General features: G+C 69.7%; 17 protein-coding genes. 5 read left to right on the top strand and 12 right to left on the bottom strand.

The annotated features are described in order from the left end of the window. Window positions 1-46 precede the first annotated feature (46 nt). Together ACODR1_RS00845 and ACODR1_RS00840 are read left to right on the top strand one after the other, a co-directional pair. Window positions 47-2,815, top strand: coding sequence for a TonB-dependent receptor (locus tag ACODR1_RS00845; RefSeq protein ID WP_488878758.1), 2,769 nt, complete (start codon window positions 47-49; stop codon window positions 2,813-2,815). A 75-nt stretch (window positions 2,816-2,890) separates the two neighbouring features. Continuing rightward, window positions 2,891-4,414, top strand: a complete 1,524-nt coding sequence (locus tag ACODR1_RS00840; protein WP_488878757.1) for a tryptophan halogenase family protein — start codon at window positions 2,891-2,893, stop codon at window positions 4,412-4,414. Between the two features lie 63 nt (window positions 4,415-4,477). Here the strand turns inward: ACODR1_RS00840 and ACODR1_RS00835 are convergent, their stop codons facing one another. The 10 genes from ACODR1_RS00835 to ACODR1_RS00790 all read right to left on the bottom strand — a co-directional run bounded on the left by ACODR1_RS00835 (window position 4,478) and on the right by ACODR1_RS00790 (window position 14,110). After that, entirely contained in the window at window positions 4,478-5,464 is a 987-nt protein-coding gene (locus ACODR1_RS00835) for a type II secretion system F family protein (protein WP_488878756.1), read from the bottom strand. Between the two features lie 10 nt (window positions 5,465-5,474). After that, window positions 5,475-6,452, bottom strand: coding sequence for a type II secretion system F family protein (locus ACODR1_RS00830; protein ID WP_488878755.1), 978 nt, complete (start codon window positions 6,450-6,452; stop codon window positions 5,475-5,477). 9 nt (window positions 6,453-6,461) lie between these two features. After that, a complete protein-coding gene (locus ACODR1_RS00825) occupies window positions 6,462-7,958 on the bottom strand; it encodes a TadA family conjugal transfer-associated ATPase (RefSeq protein ID WP_488878754.1) in 1,497 nt (498 codons plus the stop codon). Window positions 7,959-7,964: 6 nt separating this feature from the next. Then, entirely contained in the window at window positions 7,965-9,527 is a 1,563-nt protein-coding gene (locus ACODR1_RS00820) for a CpaE/TadZ family protein (RefSeq protein ID WP_488878753.1), read from the bottom strand. Beyond that, complete coding sequence (locus tag ACODR1_RS00815) at window positions 9,524-10,210, bottom strand: CpaD family pilus assembly protein (RefSeq protein WP_488878752.1); 687 nt, start codon at window positions 10,208-10,210, stop codon at window positions 9,524-9,526. The genes ACODR1_RS00820 and ACODR1_RS00815 overlap by 4 nt, the downstream gene beginning before the upstream one ends. Before the next feature lie 11 nt (window positions 10,211-10,221). Beyond that, window positions 10,222-11,964: a type II and III secretion system protein family protein gene (locus ACODR1_RS00810; RefSeq protein ID WP_488878751.1), complete on the bottom strand. Its 1,743-nt coding sequence runs from the start codon at window positions 11,962-11,964 to the stop codon at window positions 10,222-10,224. Continuing rightward, window positions 11,961-12,839: a Flp pilus assembly protein CpaB gene (gene cpaB / locus ACODR1_RS00805; protein ID WP_488878750.1), complete on the bottom strand. Its 879-nt coding sequence runs from the start codon at window positions 12,837-12,839 to the stop codon at window positions 11,961-11,963. Before cpaB ends, ACODR1_RS00810 begins: the two co-directional genes overlap by 4 nt. 206 nt (window positions 12,840-13,045) lie before the next feature. After that, entirely contained in the window at window positions 13,046-13,558 is a 513-nt protein-coding gene (locus ACODR1_RS00800; protein WP_488878749.1) for an A24 family peptidase, read from the bottom strand. A 171-nt stretch (window positions 13,559-13,729) separates the two neighbouring features. Then, window positions 13,730-13,906 carry a Flp family type IVb pilin gene (locus tag ACODR1_RS00795; RefSeq protein WP_488878748.1) on the bottom strand — a complete coding sequence of 59 codons (177 nt, stop codon included), beginning with the start codon at window positions 13,904-13,906 and terminating at the stop codon, window positions 13,730-13,732. A gap of 27 nt (window positions 13,907-13,933) precedes the next feature. After that, entirely contained in the window at window positions 13,934-14,110 is a 177-nt protein-coding gene (locus ACODR1_RS00790) for a Flp family type IVb pilin (protein WP_488878747.1), read from the bottom strand. A gap of 313 nt (window positions 14,111-14,423) precedes the next feature. On the opposite strand from ACODR1_RS00790, the gene ACODR1_RS00785 reads away from it, so the two are divergent. From ACODR1_RS00785 to ACODR1_RS00775, 3 genes are all read left to right on the top strand, one after another. After that, entirely contained in the window at window positions 14,424-14,855 is a 432-nt protein-coding gene (locus ACODR1_RS00785; protein WP_488878746.1) for a pilus assembly protein N-terminal domain-containing protein, read from the top strand. Between the two features lie 102 nt (window positions 14,856-14,957). After that, complete coding sequence (locus tag ACODR1_RS00780; RefSeq protein WP_488878745.1) at window positions 14,958-15,536, top strand: TadE/TadG family type IV pilus assembly protein; 579 nt, start codon at window positions 14,958-14,960, stop codon at window positions 15,534-15,536. Continuing rightward, window positions 15,533-16,084, top strand: coding sequence for a TadE/TadG family type IV pilus assembly protein (locus ACODR1_RS00775; protein ID WP_488878744.1), 552 nt, complete (start codon window positions 15,533-15,535; stop codon window positions 16,082-16,084). Before ACODR1_RS00780 ends, ACODR1_RS00775 begins: the two co-directional genes overlap by 4 nt. A gap of 4 nt (window positions 16,085-16,088) precedes the next feature. Here the strand turns inward: ACODR1_RS00775 and ACODR1_RS00770 are convergent, their stop codons facing one another. Both ACODR1_RS00770 and pabB read right to left on the bottom strand, forming a co-directional pair. Further along, entirely contained in the window at window positions 16,089-16,856 is a 768-nt protein-coding gene (locus ACODR1_RS00770; RefSeq protein WP_488878743.1) for an aminotransferase class IV, read from the bottom strand. Next, window positions 16,853-18,184 carry an aminodeoxychorismate synthase, component I gene (pabB, locus tag ACODR1_RS00765; protein WP_488878742.1) on the bottom strand — a complete coding sequence of 444 codons (1,332 nt, stop codon included), beginning with the start codon at window positions 18,182-18,184 and terminating at the stop codon, window positions 16,853-16,855. The genes ACODR1_RS00770 and pabB overlap by 4 nt, the downstream gene beginning before the upstream one ends. Window positions 18,185-18,203: the final 19 nt, after the last annotated feature.

The raw sequence follows: 18,203 nt of genomic DNA, 5'->3' as shown, positions 1-18,203 counted from the left end.
ACACGGCGCGGGAGAACCGCGCGGACCAACTTGCGGGAGGGAACACATGGACATCCGATTCAAGCTGCGCCGCGCGGCGCTGATGAGCGGGGCCGCCACCGGCCTGGCGCTGCTGCTTGCCGCCGGAGCGGCCCAGGCGCAGGCCCCGGCCGCCGGCCAGACCACCGAAGACAACGCCGTCGAGGAAATCACCGTCACCGGCATCCGGGCCTCGATCGAGAACTCGATCGCCCTGAAGAAGGCCTCCAGTTCGATCGTCGAGACGGTCTCGGCCGAAGACATCGGCAAGCTGCCCGACACCTCGATCGCCGAATCCCTGGCCCGCCTGCCCGGCCTGACCGCCCAGCGCCTGGACGGCCGCGCGCAGTCGATCTCGGTCCGGGGCCTGGGCCCCGACTTCAACACCGTGCTGCTGAACGGCCGCGAGCAGGTCTCGACCAGCGACAACCGCGGCGTCGAATTCGACCAGTATCCGTCGGAAATCCTCAGCGGCGTGGTGGTCTACAAGACCCCTGACGCCGGCGTCGTCGGCCAGGGCCTGGCCGCCACCGTCGACCTGCGCACCATCCGCCCGCTCGACTACGGCAAGACCGTCATCTCGGCCAACGCCCGCTACGAGATGAACGGCGAGAAGAAGCTGAACCCCGACGCCAAGGACAAGGGCGGCCGCTTCAGCGCCACCTTCGTCGACCAGTTCGCCGACGACACCGTCGGCGTGGCCCTGTCGGTCTCGCACATCTCTTCGCCGACCCAGAGCCGTCGCTTCAACGCCTGGGGCTACCCGACCACGGGCGCGGCCAACGACCTGGTGATCGGCGGCGCCAAGCCCTACAACCAGTCCAACAACCTCAAGCGCACCGGCGTGATCGGCGTGTTCGAATACAAGCCGAACGACAAGTTCCACACCTCGCTCGACGCCTACTATTCCGACTTCAAGGAAAAGCAGATCCTGCGCGGCATCGAGCTGCCGCTCTACTGGAGCTCGGCCACGCTGCAGCCCGGCTACACCGTCACCGACGGCTTCGTGACCGCCGGCACCTACACCGGGGTCAAGGGCGTGATGCGCAACGACCTCAACACCCGCAACGCCAAGCTGGCCTCGCTGGGCTGGAACACCGCCTACACGTTCGACAACGGCTGGACCGCCGTCGCCGACCTCTCCTGGTCGCACGCCGAGCGCAAGGACGTGATCTTCGAGTCCTATTCGGGCACCGGCCCCAGCGGCAGCGGCGCGACCGACACCCTGAGCTTCCGCACCACGCCGGGCGCGGGCACCCTGTTCAGCTCGACGCTGGACTACACCAACGCCGCCCAGATCGTGCTGACCGACCCGCAAGGCTGGGGCGCGGGCGCGGCCGGCGGGGCGCTGACCCAGGCCGGCTTCTACAACACCCCGGAAATCGAGGACGAGCTGAAGGCGATCAAGCTGGCCGCGAAGCGCGACCTGTCCTGGGGCCCGATCAACAGCGTCGAGTTCGCCTACAACGGCAGCCTGCGCGAGAAGTCCAAGGAAGTGCACGAAAGCTTCCTGACCTTCGGCGGCCGCATCGCCGACGGCGCCCCGACCAGCCGCGCCATCCCGGCCGCGGCGATCCTGGGCACGGTCAGCCTCGACATGATCGGCATCAAGGGCATGCTGGCCTATGATCCGATGTACCTGCTGAAGAACGGCGTCTACACGCTGATCGCCGACCAGAACCCCGCCGTGCAGACCCGCAACTGGTCGGTGCGCGAAGAGGTTCACCTGGCCTACGCCAAGTTCGGCATCGACAGCACCCTGGGCTCGATCCCGGTGACCGGCAACGCCGGCGTGCAGGTGGTCTATACCGACCAGTTCTCGACCGGCGTAGCCGTCGATCCCAACAACGTCGCCAACCCGATGTCGACCGACGACGGCGACAAGTTCACCTACGTGCTGCCCAGCCTGAACCTGACCTTCGACCTCAGCAACGAGACCCTGCTGCGCGTCGGCCTGGCCCGCACCCTGGCCCGCGCCCGGATGGACGAACTGCGCGCCAGCCAGTCGTTCAACCAGAACCCGGCCTACCTGACCTCGACCAATCCGAACCAGTCGTACTTCAGCGCCAACGGCGGCAACCCGCGCCTGCGTCCGTACATCGCCGACGGCGTGGACCTGTCGCTCGAGAAGTATTTCGGCCGCTCGGCCTATGTCTCGGTGGCCGCCTACTACAAGAAGCTGTCGAACTACGTGAACTCGAACTCCTCGAGCTACAAGGACTTCGCGGCCTTCACCTATCTGCTGACGCCGGCCCAGCAGGCCGCGCTGGGCACCACCGTCGGCCTGGTCACCGGCCCCGACAACGGCAAGGGCGGCTTCATCCGCGGCGTCGAGTTCTCGACCTCGCTGCAGGGCGACCTGCTGTGGGAGCCCCTGCGCCACTTCGGCCTGCAGTTCAGCGCCTCGCTGACCGACAGCGAAGTGAAGCTGGAAGACAACATGGACCCCATCGACATGCCCGGGCTGTCGAAGAAGGTCGTCAACACCACGTTCTACTACGAGAACAACGGCTTCAACGCCCGGATCAGCAACCGCTATCGCGGCAAGTTCCTCGGCGAGGTGGCCGGCCTGTCGGCCGCGCGCATCTACCGCACGGTGGACGCTGAATCGGTGCTCGACGCCCAGATCGGCTACGAATTCCGCGAGGGCCGCTTCGAGGGCCTGTCGCTGATGCTGCAAGCCAACAACATCACCGACGAGCCGTTCAAGACCTACGAGAACGGCGATAAGCGCCGGACCATCGACTACCAGAAGTACGGCACCACCTACATGTTCGGCGTCGCCTACAAGTTCTAGGCCCGCCCCGAAGAGCCCCGCCGGTCCGCCGGCGGGGCTTTTTGCTTTTCACAGGGAGAGAAGGACTCACAGGCCATGGCGGACAACCGCATCGGCAGGATCGTCATCGTCGGCGGCGGCACGGCCGGCTGGATGAGCGCGGCGATGCTGGCCCGCGCCCTGGGCCCGGCCGCCAGGATCAGCCTGGTGGAGTCCGAGGCGATCGGCACGGTCGGGGTCGGCGAAGCCTCGATCCCGCAGCTGCGCAACTTCAACGCCTTCCTGGGCCTCGACGAGGACGCCTTCCTGCGGGCCACCGAAGGCACGATCAAGCTGGGCATCGAGTTCGTCGACTGGCTGGCCCCCGGCCATCGCTACATGCACGCCTTCGGTCCGGTCGGCCGGCCGCTGGGAACCACGCCCTTCCATCACTACTGGCTGGACGCCCGCCGGCGCGGAGCCGCCAGCGACGATTTCTGGGCCTGGTCGGCCAACGCCCTGGCCGCGCGCGCCGGACGCTTTGGCCGCACGCCGCAGGGCCAGCCGGGCGCAGAGCCCCTGACCTGGGCCTTCCACTTCGACGCCGCCCTCTATGCCCGTCATCTGCGCAGCTATGCAGAAGCGCGCGGGGTGCAACGCATCGAGGGCCGCATCGTCGGCGTCGACCAGGACGGGGACAGCGGCTTCCTGCGCGCCGTGGCCCTGGAGGACGACGGCCGGGTCGAGGGCGAGCTCTTCATCGACTGCTCGGGCTTCCGGGGTCTCTTGATCGAGGAGGCGCTGAAATCGGGCTACGAGGACTGGCGCCAGTGGCTGCCGATGGACAGCGCCTGGGCCGTGCCCAGCCGCGACGACGCCCCGCCGGTTCCCTACACCCGCGCCTGGGCCCGCGACGCCGGCTGGCAGTGGCGGATCCCGTTGCAGCACCGCACCGGCAACGGCCACGTCTTCTCCAGCGCCTGGACCGACAAGGACGCCGCCGCCCGCACCCTGATGGCCAACCTGGAAGGCGAGGCGTTGGCGCAGCCCCGCCTGCTGACCTTCGTCACCGGCCGCCGCAAGAAGAGCTGGAACCGCAACGTCGTGGCCCTGGGCCTGGCCTCGGGCTTCATGGAGCCGCTGGAGTCGACCAGCATCCACCTGGTGCAGTCGGGCCTGGCCCGCCTGCTGGCGCTGTTTCCCGACAAGGGCTTCGACCCGCTGCTGGCCGACGAATTCAATCGCCAGACCGAGCAGGAATACGCCTGCATCCGCGACTTTCTCGTGCTGCACTACAAGGCCACGCAGCGCGAGGACACGCCGTTCTGGGCCAGCCGCAAGGCGATGGAGATCCCGGACAGCCTGGCCGAGCGCATGGCGCTGTTCGCCAGCAGCGGCCGGGTGTTCAGCCGCGACGAGGACCTCTTCAAGGAAAGCAGCTGGGTGCAGGTGCTGCTGGGCCAGGGCGTCACGCCCGCCGCGGCCCATCCGATGACCGCCGTGGTCGCAAACGCCCAGGTCGACGGCTGGCTGGACGACCTGGCCCGCATCGCCGGCCGCTCCGCCGCCTCGCTGCCGAGCCACGCCGCCTTCCTGGCGGCCGCCGGAGCCCCGCGCCCGGCCCCGCGCCTGGCGGGTTGATCCTTTCCCCTGACTGACCCTCGCCGGAACCTGCGCCGGCGGGGGTCGACTTTTCGGGGAAGCTCAGCCGACCGGCTTCTTGGCCATCATGTCGCCGACCTTGAGCATCGCCGGGCCCAGGATGACGATGAACAGCACCGGCAGGAAGAACACGATCATCGGCACGGTCAGCTTGGGCGGCAGGCTGGCGGCCTTCTTCTCGGCGGCCGACAGGCGCAGCTCGCGGTTTTCCTTGGCCATCACCCGCAGGGCCGCGCCCAGCGGCGTGCCGTAGCGCTCGGCCTGGATCATGGCCGTGGCCACCGACTTGATGCCGGGGTGGTTGGTGCGTCGCGCCAGGCCCTCATAGGCCAGCCGCCGGTCGGGCAGGTAGGACAGCTCGGCGGTCAGCAGGCTCAGTTCCTCGGCCAGCTCCATCGAGCTCGTGCCGACCTCGCCGCTGACCTTCTGGATCGCCGCCTCGATCGACATGCCGCTCTCGACGCAGATCAGCAGCAGGTCGAGGGCGTCGGGGAAGGCTGCGACGATCGACTCGCGGCGCTTCTGGGCGGCGTTCTGGATGTAGAGGTTGGGGGCATAGTAGCCGACCGTCAGGGCGCCGACGCAGATCGCCAGCTTCTGGGTCATCTGCAGGCCGAAGCCGTCGATGCCGAACAGGTAGATCGCCGCCAGCAGGGCGAAGGCGAACGGCATCACGAAGCGGAAGAAGTAGAAGGTCGACACCGGCTTGGGGCCGCGGAAGCCGGCCTGGGCCAGCTTGTCGACGACCTTGGGATCCTCCAGCAGCTTCGACAGCTGCAGACGGTCGACGATGGTCTTGTAGACGCCTTCGTCGGTGTGGCGCAGGCTCGAACCGGACGCGCCCTTCTGGGCCATGGCCGCGCGCGAGCGGCGACGCAGTTCCTCGCGGCGGTTGGCCACCGATTTCAGCCGGCTTTCCAGCCCGCTGTTGCTCATCACCGGCGCGGCCAGGGTGATGATGGTGGCGAACACCACCAGCGCCACGAAGGCGGTCAGGAGGTTCGAAGGATCCGTCAGCATCTGGACCATGCGCGTCTCCCTAGAACTTGAAGTTGATCATGCGGCGCATGATGAAGATGCCCATGCTCATCCACACCGCCGCGACCAGCAGCATCAGGCGGCCGCGCAGGTCGGTGAACAGGGTGCTCATGTAGTCGGGGGCGATGACGGTGATGAGGATCATCACGCCCGGCGGCAGGCAGCCGATGATGAAGGCCGAGGCCACGGCTTCGGCCGACAGGGCCTTGATCTTCTCGGCCATCAGCTTGCGCGAGCGCAGCACGGTCGACAGGTTGCCCAGCGCCTCGGCCAGGTTGCCGCCGGTCTTCTGCTGGATGTTGAGCACGATGGCGAAGAACCGCACCTCGGCGGTCGGCATCCGCTCGTAGAGCCGCTCCAGCGCCGTATCCAGCGGCATGCCCATGGCGATGTTCTCGGTCAGGGTGCGGAACTCGCCGGCCAGGGGCTCGGGGCTCTCCTTGCCGATGATCTTCAGGCAGTCGTGCACCGGCAGGCCCGACTTGATGCCGCGGACGATGATGTCGATGGCGTCGGCGAAGGCGTCGATGAACTTCTTGGTGCGCTGCTTGCCAAGGAACCCGATCACCCAGCGCGGCAGGCCCAGGGCCGCGGCGAAGCCGCCGCCCAGCGCCACCAGCGGCATCTGCCGAAGCCCCAGAAGGAGCACGGCGACCAGCACCCCCAGCACAACGCTGATGATCCAGAACACCCTGACGTTCTCGCCCAGGCCCGCGGCCCGCAGGCGCGCGGCGATCGTCAGGGTGGCCTTCTTCTGCTTGCGATCCTGTTCCTTCAGCGTCTTGAGGATCTGCTTGCGGCGGGCGTCGGGGGTGTTGGCCGCGACCTTGGCCCGCGCGGCGGCCTGGCGCTCGCCGCCGCCGACGATCACCTGGGCGCGCTTGGACGCCTTGGCGCCGGCGCTCTCGCCGCCGCCCGTCAGGACGAAGCCGAGGCCCGCGATGGTGATGAAGCCCAGGACCGCGATCAGGATGAACATGACCCCGCCCTACTCCGCCGCGTCCAGCGCCTCGGCCAGCTCGCGCTCGAGGCCGTAGTAGCGGGCGCGGTCCCAGAAGCGCGGCCGGGCGATGCCGGTCGAGCGATGCTTGCCCAGCACCTTGCCGTTCTCGTCCTCGCCGGTGATCTCGTAGACGAACAGGTCCTGGGTGACGATGACGTCGCCTTCCAGCCCGACCACCTCGGTGACGTGGGTGATGCGGCGCGAACCGTCGCGCAGGCGGGCGGCCTGGATGATGACGTCGACCGAGCCGACGATCATCTCCTTGATGGTCTTGGAGGGCAGGCCGTAGCCGCCCATGGTGATCATGCTCTCGACGCGGCTGATGGCTTCGCGCGGGCTGTTGGCGTGCAGCGTGCCCATCGAGCCGTCGTGGCCGGTGTTCATGGCCTGGAGGAGGTCGAACGCCTCCGGACCACGGACTTCGCCGACGATGATGCGCTCGGGACGCATCCGCAGGCAGTTCTTGACCAGGTCGCGCATGGTCACCGAGCCCTGGCCTTCCAGGTTGGGCGGACGGGTTTCCAGGCGCACCACGTGCGGCTGCTGCAGCTGCAGTTCGGCCGCGTCCTCGCAGGTCACGACCCGCTCGGTGGGGTCGATGAAGGCGGTCATGGTGTTGAGCAAGGTGGTCTTGCCCGAGCCCGTGCCGCCCGAGATGATGACGTTGCAGCGGCAGGCGCCGATGACGCCGAGGACGCGCGCGCCCTCGGGGCTGATGGAGGCGTACTCCACCAGGTTCTTCATCGTCAGCTTGTCCTTCTTGAACTTCCGGATGGTCAGGGTGGGACCATCCAGGGCCAAGGGCGGCGCGATGACGTTGACGCGGCTGCCGTCGGGAAGGCGGGCGTCGCAGATCGGCGAGCTTTCGTCGACCCGGCGGCCGACCTGGCTGACGATCCGCTGGCAGATGTTCATCAGCTGGAGATTGTCGCGGAAGCGGACGTTGGTCAGCTGCACCTTGCCGGCGACTTCGATGAACACCCGGTGCGCGCCATTGACCATGATGTCGGCGATGTCGTCGCGGGCCAGCAGCGGCTCCAGCGGGCCGTAGCCGAGGACGTCGTTGATGATGTCCTGGACCAGGTGCTCCTGCTCGGACACCGACATCGAGACGTTCTTGATCGCCACCAGCTCGGCGACGATGTCGCGGATCTCCTCGGCGGCGGCCTTCTGGTCCAGCTGGGCCAGTTGCGACAGGTCGATGGTGTTGAGCAGCGCGTTGAAGATCGTGGTCTTCGTGGCGTGGTAGTAGTCGCTCTGCTCACGGACGATCGTGGCGGTCTGCGGCTGGCCCTGGGCCGCGCGCAGTTGCTCCAGCCCCTGGGTGGCCTTGGGCGCGGACGCCGGCTTGGCCGGCGCGGCCGGGGCGGGCGCGGCCGGATCGACGCGCTGCGGGCGCGTGGCGATGGCCGTCCCGCCGGTGGGGGCGGGCGGCGGCGCCTGGCGCTCGGTGACGGTGGCCTGATCGCGCTTGCCGAACATTCGCCCCTACTTCTTCTTGAACAGACCCGACAGGATCGAGGCCGACTTGGTCGCCGCCGGCGCCTCGCGACGGCTGATCAGCCGCGCCAGATGGTCGACGCCTTCCGCCGCCTTCGACTTGGGCGCCACCTCGGCCACCATCTGGCCGTTGTTGGCCGCCTGGCCGAACAGCTTGGGATCGAACGGCAGCACCAGCGACGGGGTCACGCCCAGCGCCTCGCCGAAGTCCTTGACCGGAATCTCGGGACGGCCCGGCACGCCCACCTGGTTGAGCACCAGGCGCGGCGGGACGTCGTTCGGACGGGCCTGGCGCACCAGGTCGACGATGTTCTTGGCGTTGCGCAGGGAGGCCAGGTCGGGCGTGGCGACGATCACCAGGTCGTCGCTGCCGACCAGCACCTTGCGGGTCCACGGCGCCCAGGTGTGAGGCAGGTCCAGCACCACGAACGGGGCGGCGCCGCGCATCTTCTGCGTCACCTCCTCGTAGGCGTCGGCGCCGATGTCATAGTCCTGCTCCAGCGTGGCCGGAGCGGCCAGCAGCGACAGGCGGTCGCCGCAGCGGACCATCATGCGGTCCATCAGCACCGGGTCCAGGCGCTCGGGCTGGCTCAGCGCGTCGAGCACGCCCTGCAGCGGGTCCTGGTTGAAGTCGAGGCCGGCGGTGCCGAACGGCAGGTCGAGGTCGACGATGACGGTGGCCGCCTCCATCCGCTCGGCCATCGACCAGGCGAAGTTGTGGGCCAGGGTCGACGAACCCACCCCGCCCTTGGCCCCGACGAAGGCGACCTGACGGCCGACGAACGGGGCCGACGGGTCCGAATAGAGCGCGGTGACCGCGCGGATCACCTGCAGCGGGCTCTTGGGCTGGGTCAGGTATTCGCTGACCCCGCGACGCATCAGCTCGCGATAGAGGGCGATGTCGTTGGTCTGGCCGATGACCACGACCTTGGTGCCGGGATCGCAGACCTGGGCCAGGCCGTCCAGCAGGGCCAGCATGCGCTGGGCCGAGTCCATGGTCTCGACCAGCACCAGCGAGGGCGTCGGCTGGTTCTGGTAGAAGTCGACGGCCGCCTCCAGCCCGCCGTGACGGGCGACCACCGAGGCGCGGGCCATGCGGCGGTCGGCGGCCGCGGCCTCGATGACCGCCAGGGTCTCGGCGCGGACGCCGAAGGCGTGGATGGCGATGCGCGGCACGCTGGCCTCGCCGACGCCGGCGTCGACGCCCGGCAGGACGTCGTCATGGGCCGAGATGTTCCAGTCCATGGCCGGCGGCGCGGGCTCGGGCGCGGCGACCGGCGCCGGGCGCGGCGGCTCCACGACCGGCGGGGCCAGGTCGGCGAACGGGTTGGAGGCCAGGCTGGCCAGTCCCGGCGCGACCGCCGAGCGGGCTTCCGGTCGCGATTGGGGCCGGGCCGGCGGGAAGTCGGCGAAGGGATCGCCGGCCGCGGCCGCAGGGGCCGGGGCGGGGGCCGTGCGCCAGGGATCGCCGCCAGCGGGCGCGGCGAACTCGTCGTCGGCCTCGAAGCCCAGGTCGAACGGATCGGGATCGGTCGTCCGGAAGGTCGTCATTTCACCACCCGAGAAACAGCGCCGTCGGACTGCGAGTCCCTCTGCGAGGCGGTCATCTGGCCGGCGCGATACTTCTCCATCACCACCCCGCGGCGCATGGCGTCGACCGGATCCTCGCGACGCGGGCCTTGCAGGTCGGCGGGATTGGCCACCTGGGCGGCCATGTTGGCGGTCACCGCGCAGCCGAAGTTGCCGTAGGCTTCGTTGTTGCGGGTGGCCGACAGGTTCTCCCAGGATCCGCAACGCGGGATCTGCGCCGTGTGCCGCAGATAGCCGACGCGCAGCGGCGGGTCCTTGTCGCCGTCGGCCGGATAGGAGTCGATGCGGACGGCGAAGCGCGGCGCGCCTGCCTCGATCAGGTAGGCGCGCGCGGCGGCGGCCATCCGGCCCGCGGCCGGCGCCTGCGGCCCGCCGACCGGCGCCAGCACGACCAGCTCCCTGGCCTCGGCCTCGGCGAACCGGGCAAGCAGCGCGTCGAGCGCCTGGACCTGGCGGGGCGAAAGTCCCTCGACGTGGACGGCCAGCAGCACCTCGTCGGGCGCGGAGACCACCTTGACCTTGTCGTCCCACTGCATGGTCGCGGTGGCCGGAGCGGGCCCCTGCGCGCCCGTCGTGGCGCAGGCCGCCAGGGTCAGCAGGGCCGCGCCGGCGAGGACCGCGCGAAGGGTGTTGGCTCGCGTCATGGTCCGCGTCCTCATTCGATCACGTAGCCGACCGGACCCTGGTAGGTCCGCTCGGAGTTGGCGCCCGGCGGGGCCTTGACCACCTTGTTCAGGCGGCCCAGCAGCACGGTGCTCATGTCGCCGGCGATCTGCAGGCCGTCGGCCGGCGTCTGCTGGTCCTGCGGCCGGGTGGGATCGACGATGTAGGGGGTGATGATCACCACCAGTTCGGTCTCGCCGTTCAGGTAGTCGCGCGAGCGGAACAGCGAGCCGAGGATCGGCAGCGAGGTCATGCCCGGCAGGGAGTCGATGTTCTCCTTGGTCTGCTGGTGCAGCAGACCGGCGATCATCAGCGCGCCGCCCGAGGGCAGCTCGACGGTCGTCTCGGCGCGACGCACCGACAGGCCCGGGACCACCAGGGTCGAGGAGGTTCCCGACCCGACGGTGAAGGCGCCCAGGCTCGACAGCTCCGACACCTCGGTCGACAGCTTCAGCGAAATGCGGCCGCCCGACATCACCACGGGCGTGTAGCCCAGGCCCACGCCGTAGGGCTTGAACTCGATGGTCACGCGCCCCGTGTCGTCGCTGCCGGTCGGAACCGGGAACTCGCCGCCGGCGAGGAACTTGCCGGCCTCGCCCGACACCACGGTCAGGTTGGGTTCGGCCAGGGTGCGGATCAGGCCGACGCGCTCGAAGGCCTGGAGGCAGGCGTTGAGGTTGTTGCCGGTCGCCATGCTGTAGGCGGTGCTGGCGGCGCTGGAGATCATGCCCGTCAGCGAATTGCTCGTGCCGGTCGTCGACGTCGGGCCAGCGCTCGTGGTGGTCGTAGTGGTCACCGTGCCGGTCAGCGGGTCGGTGGATTCCACGGTCGTGGAGACCGAGCTGCCGTTGGACGTCGTGTTGCCGCTGGTCACGCTGCCCTGGTTGGTGACCGAGGCGTTGTTGGAGTAGTTCGTCGTGCGGACGTTGTTGCGGCCGTAGCAGGCGTTCAGGCCGCCGACCATGCCGCCGTTGACGGCGAAGGTGTTCTCACGACCCAGGCTGTAGGTCTTGAAGCCATCGTTGAGCAGGTTGTTGGTCGAGACGCCCAGCTGCTTGATGATGCTGCGCTGGACCTCGACGATCCGCACCTTGAGCATCACCTGGTCCTTGCCGGCGATGCTGAGCATGTTCACCACCAGCTCGGGCTTGCCCACGAACTGCTGGGCGACCAGGGCGGCCTTGCTGGAGTCGCCGGCGTTGGCGACCGTGCCGGTCAGGATCACGCTGTCGCGCACCGGCTGCACTTCGATGCGCGAGTCCGGCAGCACCTTGCGCAGGGTGTCCTGCAGCAGGCCGGCGTCCTCGTCGACGCGGATGGCCAGGGTCAGCAGCTTGCGGCCGGCGGCGTCGAAGAACACCGCGTCGGTCGAGCCCTTGCCCACGCCCAGAACATAGATGCGGCGCGGGTTGCGCAGGACGGCGTCGGCCACCTGCGGGTTGGTCACCAGCATGTCGCGCACGTCGACCGGCAGCTCGATGATCGCCGACTTGCCGCGCGGCAGGTTCAGCACCCGGGCGTCGGGACCTGCGGTCAGGTCGACCCGCAGCACCTGGTCGGCGACCTGCGGCGGGGCGTAGGTCACGACCGGGGCCGGCGCGCGCGGCGCGGCGCGGGTCGGGCGATAGACCCGGTCGCCGGCATAGCCGTCGGCCAGGGCCGACGCGGCGGGCGCCAGGGCCGTCAGGACGGCGAGCGAGGCGCAGAGCGAGAGAGAGGCGAACCGGCGGGTCATGGGCGCACCGCGATGCTGGAGGTCTGTCCGCCGCGATTGATGCGGATGACCGTGGAATCCTGGGTCGGGGCGGCGACGCCGGAGGGGCCGCCCAGGTCGGTATAGGCGCGCAGCGCCAGGGTGACGGGGCCGCTGGCCTTGGCGCGGGTCAGCGCCTCGGCCTCGGCCGGGCGCACCTCGAGGGTGGCCGTGGCGGCGACGATGGTCTTGGCGTCCTTCTCGGCGGCGGTGGCCTGGTCGAGGGCGAGGACGCGGATGTTCTGCAGCACGGTTTCGGCGACCACCTGCTTGCCGTCGCCATTGGACGCGTCACGGCTCATCAGCACGTCGACCCGGTCGCCGGGCAGGATGAAGCCGCCGGCGGCGGTCTCGGAGGTGACCGGAACGGCCATGGCGCGGGCGCCGGGCGAAAGCACGACCGACAGGTAGCCGCCCTCGCCGCCGCGGACGATCTTGCGCGGCACGATGGGCTCGCCGGCCAGCAGCGGGTCGCGGACGATCGCGCCCTCGACGGCGGCCTCGGGCGGAGCGCCGCCCAGCACGCCGGTGGCTTCGGCGGCGGTCTTGACCACCTTGGCCGCGCCCTGGGGCTCGACCGGAGCCGCGCCGTTGGTGATGTAGACGGGGCTGACGGCGTCGGCCGGCCAGGCCTTCCAATCGACGTCGTCCTTGGTCAGGCGCGTGCCGATCGCCAGGTCGCGCTTGGTGACCAGGACCAGGGTCATGGGCTTGGCGTCGAGCGTCGGCGCCCCGGGCGCCGAGGCGACGGCCTCGGATTTGGCGGATTTGCCGCCCATGGCTTTCTGCATCAGCACGGCCAGGCCGATCGCCGAAACGGCGGCGACCAGGACGATGATGACTCTGACAGGGTTCATGCGCGGCGGAGCTCTGGCGTCGGCAGGACGGGTTCGGCGCGCCTGGAGAGCTTCACTCCGCCGGACGCAGGGATCGAACAGCCGTTCTGGCCGCATCGCAAACTGCGGCGCCCATGGTTAACAGCCGCTAAAGGAAGCCCCGTGGAATGCGGGTTCCGGCCGCGACAGCCTGACGCGGGCTCCCGAAAGCCGGGAGCCCCGCGCGATCAGTTGAGCAAAGCTTGGCCGATGACGCTGTGAGGCAGGGCCGCCAGGGCCCCGGCGGCGATCGCCACGCCATAGGGAATGTCGCCCTCCTTGTCGCCCAGGCGACGCACCCAGGCCGGGCCGCCGGCGATCATCGGGGCCAGCCATCCCGACCTCAGGCTCATCAGGCCGATGGTCAGGGCGCCGCCGGCCAGGGCCGTGGTCAGCAGGAACGGCGCGATGCCGGAAACGCCCATCCACAGCGCGCAGGCCGCCAGAAGCTTGGCGTCGCCGCCGCCCACCCAGCGCAGGGCGAACATGACCATGCCGATCACCAGCAGGCCGAAACCCACCGCGAGCGACAGCCCCGCCTGCGCCCAGCCGACGCCGCCGACCAGGGCGGCGACCGGAAAGGCCGCGACCAGCGCCAGCGAGATCCAGTTGGGAATGGTGTAGCTGGTGGCGTCCTTCAGGCCGGCGACGACGGCCAGGCCGGCGAAGACGATCAGCGGAAGGATTTGCAGGCTTTGCATGGCGGTTCTCGATCCTGAACGTTCGCCAGTCTAGTGGCCGCCGATGAAGCAATGGTTTCCAGACTATACCGTCCGGAGACGCAAGAAGACGTCAGTTCGGCGGGCAAAGAAAAAGGCCGCGACATCGAAATGTCGCGACCCTTGACTTAGCAGCCTCTCGGCTTGTCGCCCTTAGTGGCCGGCGCTTTCGAGACGGTCGCCCGTCCCTTTGAAAAGCGCCTCCAAGGGCGGCCCGAGCAGGGGGAAGACGGCGACCACCATGACGCTGATCAGAGCGGCGATGAGGCCGTACTCGATAGCGGTGGCGCCGTTTTCGTCCTTCAGGAAGCGACCGAACAGCCGAGCCATTGGACGTCTCCCCTTCCGGCCCGCAGCTTACGGGTTCGGGTTCTTGAGGGTGTCGGCGGTGCCCTTGAAGGCGCTATCCAGGCCGCCCTTCAGGACGCCGAAAGCGGCGACGATGATGACCGAGATCAGAGCGATGATGAGGCCGTACTCGATGGCCGTGGCGCCCGACTCGTCCTTCAGGAAGCGCGTGACAAACTTCGACATGACTTGATCTCCTGCTGAGAAAACTTGGTTGGGCCGGCAAGCCATGGCGACTTGTTCACCCCCGAAAACACGATCAATTTCGCCCACCTCGATTAATCGCCAGTAAACATCGAGACTTTCTCGCGATTTTTCTTTTGGTTTATTTGAATTTACCATTACCAACGCTTAACTACGTGGCAATTCTGGAGCAAAAATCCGTTATTGCTCAAGGGATTCGAGAATGCGCAGCTTGTCGCACCCCGGCCCATCTTAGTTCTTTATTGACCATTCTTAGTCAGGGTGAGGTCACAGATTTCGCTCCGACAGGACCGCCATGCGCCGCCTCTCGCTCGCCATCGCCGCCTTTTTCAGCCTCTGCGGCGCCGCCGTGGCCGCCCAGGCGGCCGCCCCGACCACCCCTGCCCCGCGCACCATGACCGTGGCCGCGGGCCAGGCGACCACCATTCCGCTGAGCGGATCGGCCCGCGAGATCGTCGTCGGCGATCCGCAGATCGCCGATGTCAGCGTCGTCAACGACCGCACCCTGGTGATCCTGGGCAAGCGGGTGGGCGTGACCACCCTGTTCGCCTTCGACGCCCAGGGCCGCTCGCTGGCCGGCGGCCAGGTGCTGGTCACCGACGTCTCGGCCGACGCCGTGACCGTGCAGCGCGGCTCGGCCGCCTCGGCCTACGCCTGCGACAGCCGCTGCATCGCCCTGACCGCCGCCGAGCCGACCACCCCGCAGCCGGCGCCCGGCCAACCCTGAAGCAATAGGCCGCACGTACGCGTGCGTGCGCGCGCCGGTCGGTTAGGGCGCGGTTAGGGAGCGGCGGCTATGGTCCCCCCAGTCGCAAACTCGGACCGCCGCATGGGGAAGCCTCCCGTTTCGCTGAAAGCTCGCCTGGAGCTGGCCGGCCGTCGCCGGCTAGGCCGCTTCGCGCGCGCCGAAGACGGCGCGACCGCCGTCGAGTTCGCCCTGGTGCTGGCGCCGTTCCTGCTGCTGTTCTTCGGGCTGATCGAGCTGGCGCTGATCTTCTTCGCCTCGATGGTGCTGGAGAACGCGGTCATCGACGCCGGCCGCGAGATCCGCACCGGCCAGGTCCAGACCTCGAGCGACAACTCCACCACCGCCTTCAAGAGCAAGGTCTGCGCGCGCATGAGCTGGCTGCAGAGCGGCTGCGCCGGACGCCTGCGCGTGGACGTGCGCACGGTGTCGACCTTCACCTCGAGCAGCGGCCTGACCACGCCGAACACCCCGTGCTGGGATCCGGGCGGCCCCAGCTCGCTGGTGGTCGTGCGCGCCTATTACGACTGGCCGCTGATTACGCCGCTGATGGCGTCGGTCATGCAGACGGCCAACGGCAAGGCGACCCTGGGCTTCACCACCGCCTTCGCCAACGAGCCCTACAACAGCAGCTCGGCCGCCAGCGTGAGCTGCCCCACATGATCCCGCGCCGCCACAGCCCCGCCCCGAAGCGTTTCGCCCGCGACGTTCGCGGCGCCGTCGCCGTCGAGTTCGCCCTGCTCGCGCCGCTGCTGCTGCTGTTCTACTTCGGCCTGGCCGAACTGACCCAGGCGATGATGGCCCAGCGACGCCTGTTCCACGCCACCTCGCTGATCGGCGACATGGCCGCCCAGAACGGCCAGATCAATCAGGCGCGGGTCGACGACATCTACAACATCAGCCTGGCCGTCATGAAGCCGTTCCCGGCCACGCCGATGCGCCTGTGCCTCTACAGCGTGACCTCCGACACCAAGGGCAAGGACACCGTGGCCTGGGTCTCGCCTAAGAACAGCCCGACCAACTGCCCGGCGGCGGCGGCCGTGGTCACCAACGTGCCCGACAGCGTGCTGCCCGTCAGCAGCAGCGTCATCGTCAGCACGACGAGCTACGACTACAAGCCGACCGTCAGCCTCAACAACGCCTCGTTCACCTTCCAGCGCACCTACTATCTGCGCCCCCGCCGCACCGAGACGGTGGAGTGGGTGAAGTAGGGCTCTAGCCGGCCGCGACGGCCAGCGCCGCCACGCGCGGGTCCTCGCCCACGCCACGGCCGTCGAGCAGGACCAGCGGCCGCACCCCGGTCAGGCTGTTGGTCAGGAAGACGGCGTCGGCGCTCGCCAGCGCTTCGAGGCCGACATGAACCTCGCGCACCTCCAGCCCCAGGCTTCCAGCTGCGGCCATCACCCTCGCCCGGGCCAGGCCGGCCAGCACGCCGCAGCCCAGGGCCGGGGTCGACAGCGTCTCCCCCTGCAGCCAGAACAGATTGCCGGCCGAGGCGCAGGCCAGCCAGCCCTGGTTGTTCAGCATCAGGGCTTCGTCGACGCCGGCCGCGCGCGCCTCGCGGCGGGCCAGCACGTTGTCGAGATAGGACAGCGTCTTCAGCCTAGAGGCGGGCGAACCCTCGTTGCGACGGACGGAGGCGACCACCGCCCGGGCCGGCGCGCCGGCCGGCGGCGCGGGCGCGCACGACGCCAGCAGCACGCAGGCCGGCGCCTCGGGCCGGTCGAGCCCGCGCCCGCCCGAGCCGGCGGTCAGGGTCAGGCGCACGGCGGCGCGGCCAGAGGTCAGCCCCGCCCCGTCCGGCGCAGCCAGGATCAAGCCCCGCGCCCGGTCGCGATCCAGCGCCGGCAGGCCCAGTACCGCGCAGCCCGCCGCCATGCGGTCGAGGTGGGCCTCGACATGACGGACCTCGCCGTCGAGCGCCAGCAGGGTCTCGAACAGGCCATCGCCCAGCAGCAGGCCGCGATCATTGAGCGGGATCATGCGCCCTCCCCCGTCAGCGCCCGGCGCAGGGCGTCGATCTTGGCCTCGGTCTCCAACCGCTCGGACACAGGGTCGCTGTCGGCGACGATGCCCGCCCCGGCCTTGGCCTCCAGCGCCCAACCGTCGCCGTCCTCGACGAGGCCGACGGTGCGGATCAGCACGCTGGACTCGAAGGCCCCGTCGAAGCCGGCCCAGAACAGCGAACCGCAATAGGGCCCGCGCGGCCCCTCCAGGCCGGCGATCACCTTCATCGCCTGCACCTTGGGCGCGCCGGTGATCGAGCCCGGCGGGAAGGTCGCCCGCAGCAGGTCGGAAACGCCCAGGCCCGGCTTCAGTCGCCCCTCCACCGTCGACACCAAGTGATGAACGTTGGCGAAGGTCTCGACCTTGAACAGTTGCGGCGTGCGCACGCAGCCGGGCGGGCTGACCCGGGCCAGGTCGTTGCGCATCAGGTCGACGATCATCAGATTCTCGGCCCGGTCCTTGGCGCTGTCCGACAGCTCGAAGGCCAGGGCCCGGTCGCTGGCGGGATCGGCGCCGCGCGGACGCGTGCCCTTGATCGGCCGGGTCTCGATCTCGCCGCCTCGCACCTTGAGGAACCGCTCGGGCGAGTTGGACACCATCGCCCGCCCGGGCAGGCGCAGCCAGGCGGCGAACGGCGCGGGGCTGGCGCTACGCAGCCGGGCGAACAGATCGAAGGGGTCGGCGCCCCGCGCCAAGCGGCCGCGCCAGGCGCGGGCGATGTTGGCCTGGAAGATCTCGCCCGACAGGATGCGCTCGACCACGTCGGCCACGGCGGCCTCATAGGCGGCCGGCGGCTCGGCCTCCAGCGCCTCGCAAAGCCGGCCCTCGAAAGGATCGCGGGCCGGCGCGTCCAGCCAGGCCAGGGCGGCGCGGGCGCGGCTCTCCGCCTGCGCCTTTCCCACGCCGCGCCCGACGGCGACGACCGTGCGCTGCAGGTGGTCGAAGGCCAGCAACGCCGGATAGCGGGCGCAGACCAGGTCGGGCCAGTCGCCGCGCGCCAGGTCCAGGACCTCGATACGGTCGCCCAGCTCATAGGCGGCCAGGCCCACGACCCCGCCCTGGAACGGCGGGCCTTCGGGATCGCTGGGCAGGGCCGGGCCGACCATGGCCGCCAGGGCCGCGAACGGATCGCGGCGATCTTCGGGTTCTAGGGTCAGGGTCTGGTCGGGCGCGCGCAGCAGGTACGACCACCGCTCGCCCGAACCGCCGGACAGGAGGGCGCAGGCGTACGGCTCGTCCCGGAAGGGGGCTGCGGCCCAGAGGGGGTCCCGCCACGGAGCGGCGATGAGGGCGACGTCGCGCATCGGCGGGTGATAGCGCCGC

This window comes from Caulobacter sp. FG7, from assembly GCF_057808875.1.
The sequence above is the reverse complement of the archived record's forward strand: the minus strand, read 5'-3'. Positions and strand labels throughout refer to the sequence as shown.

Coding starts and splice junctions, on each gene's coding strand:
- ACODR1_RS00845 (WP_488878758.1), top strand. CDS start 47: ATGGACATCCGATTCAAGCTGCGCCGCGCGGCGCTGATGAGCGGGGCC.
- ACODR1_RS00840 (WP_488878757.1), top strand. CDS start 2,891: ATGGCGGACAACCGCATCGGCAGGATCGTCATCGTCGGCGGCGGCACG.
- ACODR1_RS00835 (WP_488878756.1), bottom strand. CDS start 5,464: ATGGTCCAGATGCTGACGGATCCTTCGAACCTCCTGACCGCCTTCGTG.
- ACODR1_RS00830 (WP_488878755.1), bottom strand. CDS start 6,452: ATGTTCATCCTGATCGCGGTCCTGGGCTTCATCACCATCGCGGGCCTC.
- ACODR1_RS00825 (WP_488878754.1), bottom strand. CDS start 7,958: ATGTTCGGCAAGCGCGATCAGGCCACCGTCACCGAGCGCCAGGCGCCG.
- ACODR1_RS00820 (WP_488878753.1), bottom strand. CDS start 9,527: ATGACGACCTTCCGGACGACCGATCCCGATCCGTTCGACCTGGGCTTC.
- ACODR1_RS00815 (WP_488878752.1), bottom strand. CDS start 10,210: ATGACGCGAGCCAACACCCTTCGCGCGGTCCTCGCCGGCGCGGCCCTG.
- ACODR1_RS00810 (WP_488878751.1), bottom strand. CDS start 11,964: ATGACCCGCCGGTTCGCCTCTCTCTCGCTCTGCGCCTCGCTCGCCGTC.
- cpaB (WP_488878750.1), bottom strand. CDS start 12,839: ATGAACCCTGTCAGAGTCATCATCGTCCTGGTCGCCGCCGTTTCGGCG.
- ACODR1_RS00800 (WP_488878749.1), bottom strand. CDS start 13,558: ATGCAAAGCCTGCAAATCCTTCCGCTGATCGTCTTCGCCGGCCTGGCC.
- ACODR1_RS00795 (WP_488878748.1), bottom strand. CDS start 13,906: ATGGCTCGGCTGTTCGGTCGCTTCCTGAAGGACGAAAACGGCGCCACC.
- ACODR1_RS00790 (WP_488878747.1), bottom strand. CDS start 14,110: ATGTCGAAGTTTGTCACGCGCTTCCTGAAGGACGAGTCGGGCGCCACG.
- ACODR1_RS00785 (WP_488878746.1), top strand. CDS start 14,424: ATGCGCCGCCTCTCGCTCGCCATCGCCGCCTTTTTCAGCCTCTGCGGC.
- ACODR1_RS00780 (WP_488878745.1), top strand. CDS start 14,958: ATGGGGAAGCCTCCCGTTTCGCTGAAAGCTCGCCTGGAGCTGGCCGGC.
- ACODR1_RS00775 (WP_488878744.1), top strand. CDS start 15,533: ATGATCCCGCGCCGCCACAGCCCCGCCCCGAAGCGTTTCGCCCGCGAC.
- ACODR1_RS00770 (WP_488878743.1), bottom strand. CDS start 16,856: ATGATCCCGCTCAATGATCGCGGCCTGCTGCTGGGCGATGGCCTGTTC.
- pabB (WP_488878742.1), bottom strand. CDS start 18,184: ATGCGCGACGTCGCCCTCATCGCCGCTCCGTGGCGGGACCCCCTCTGG.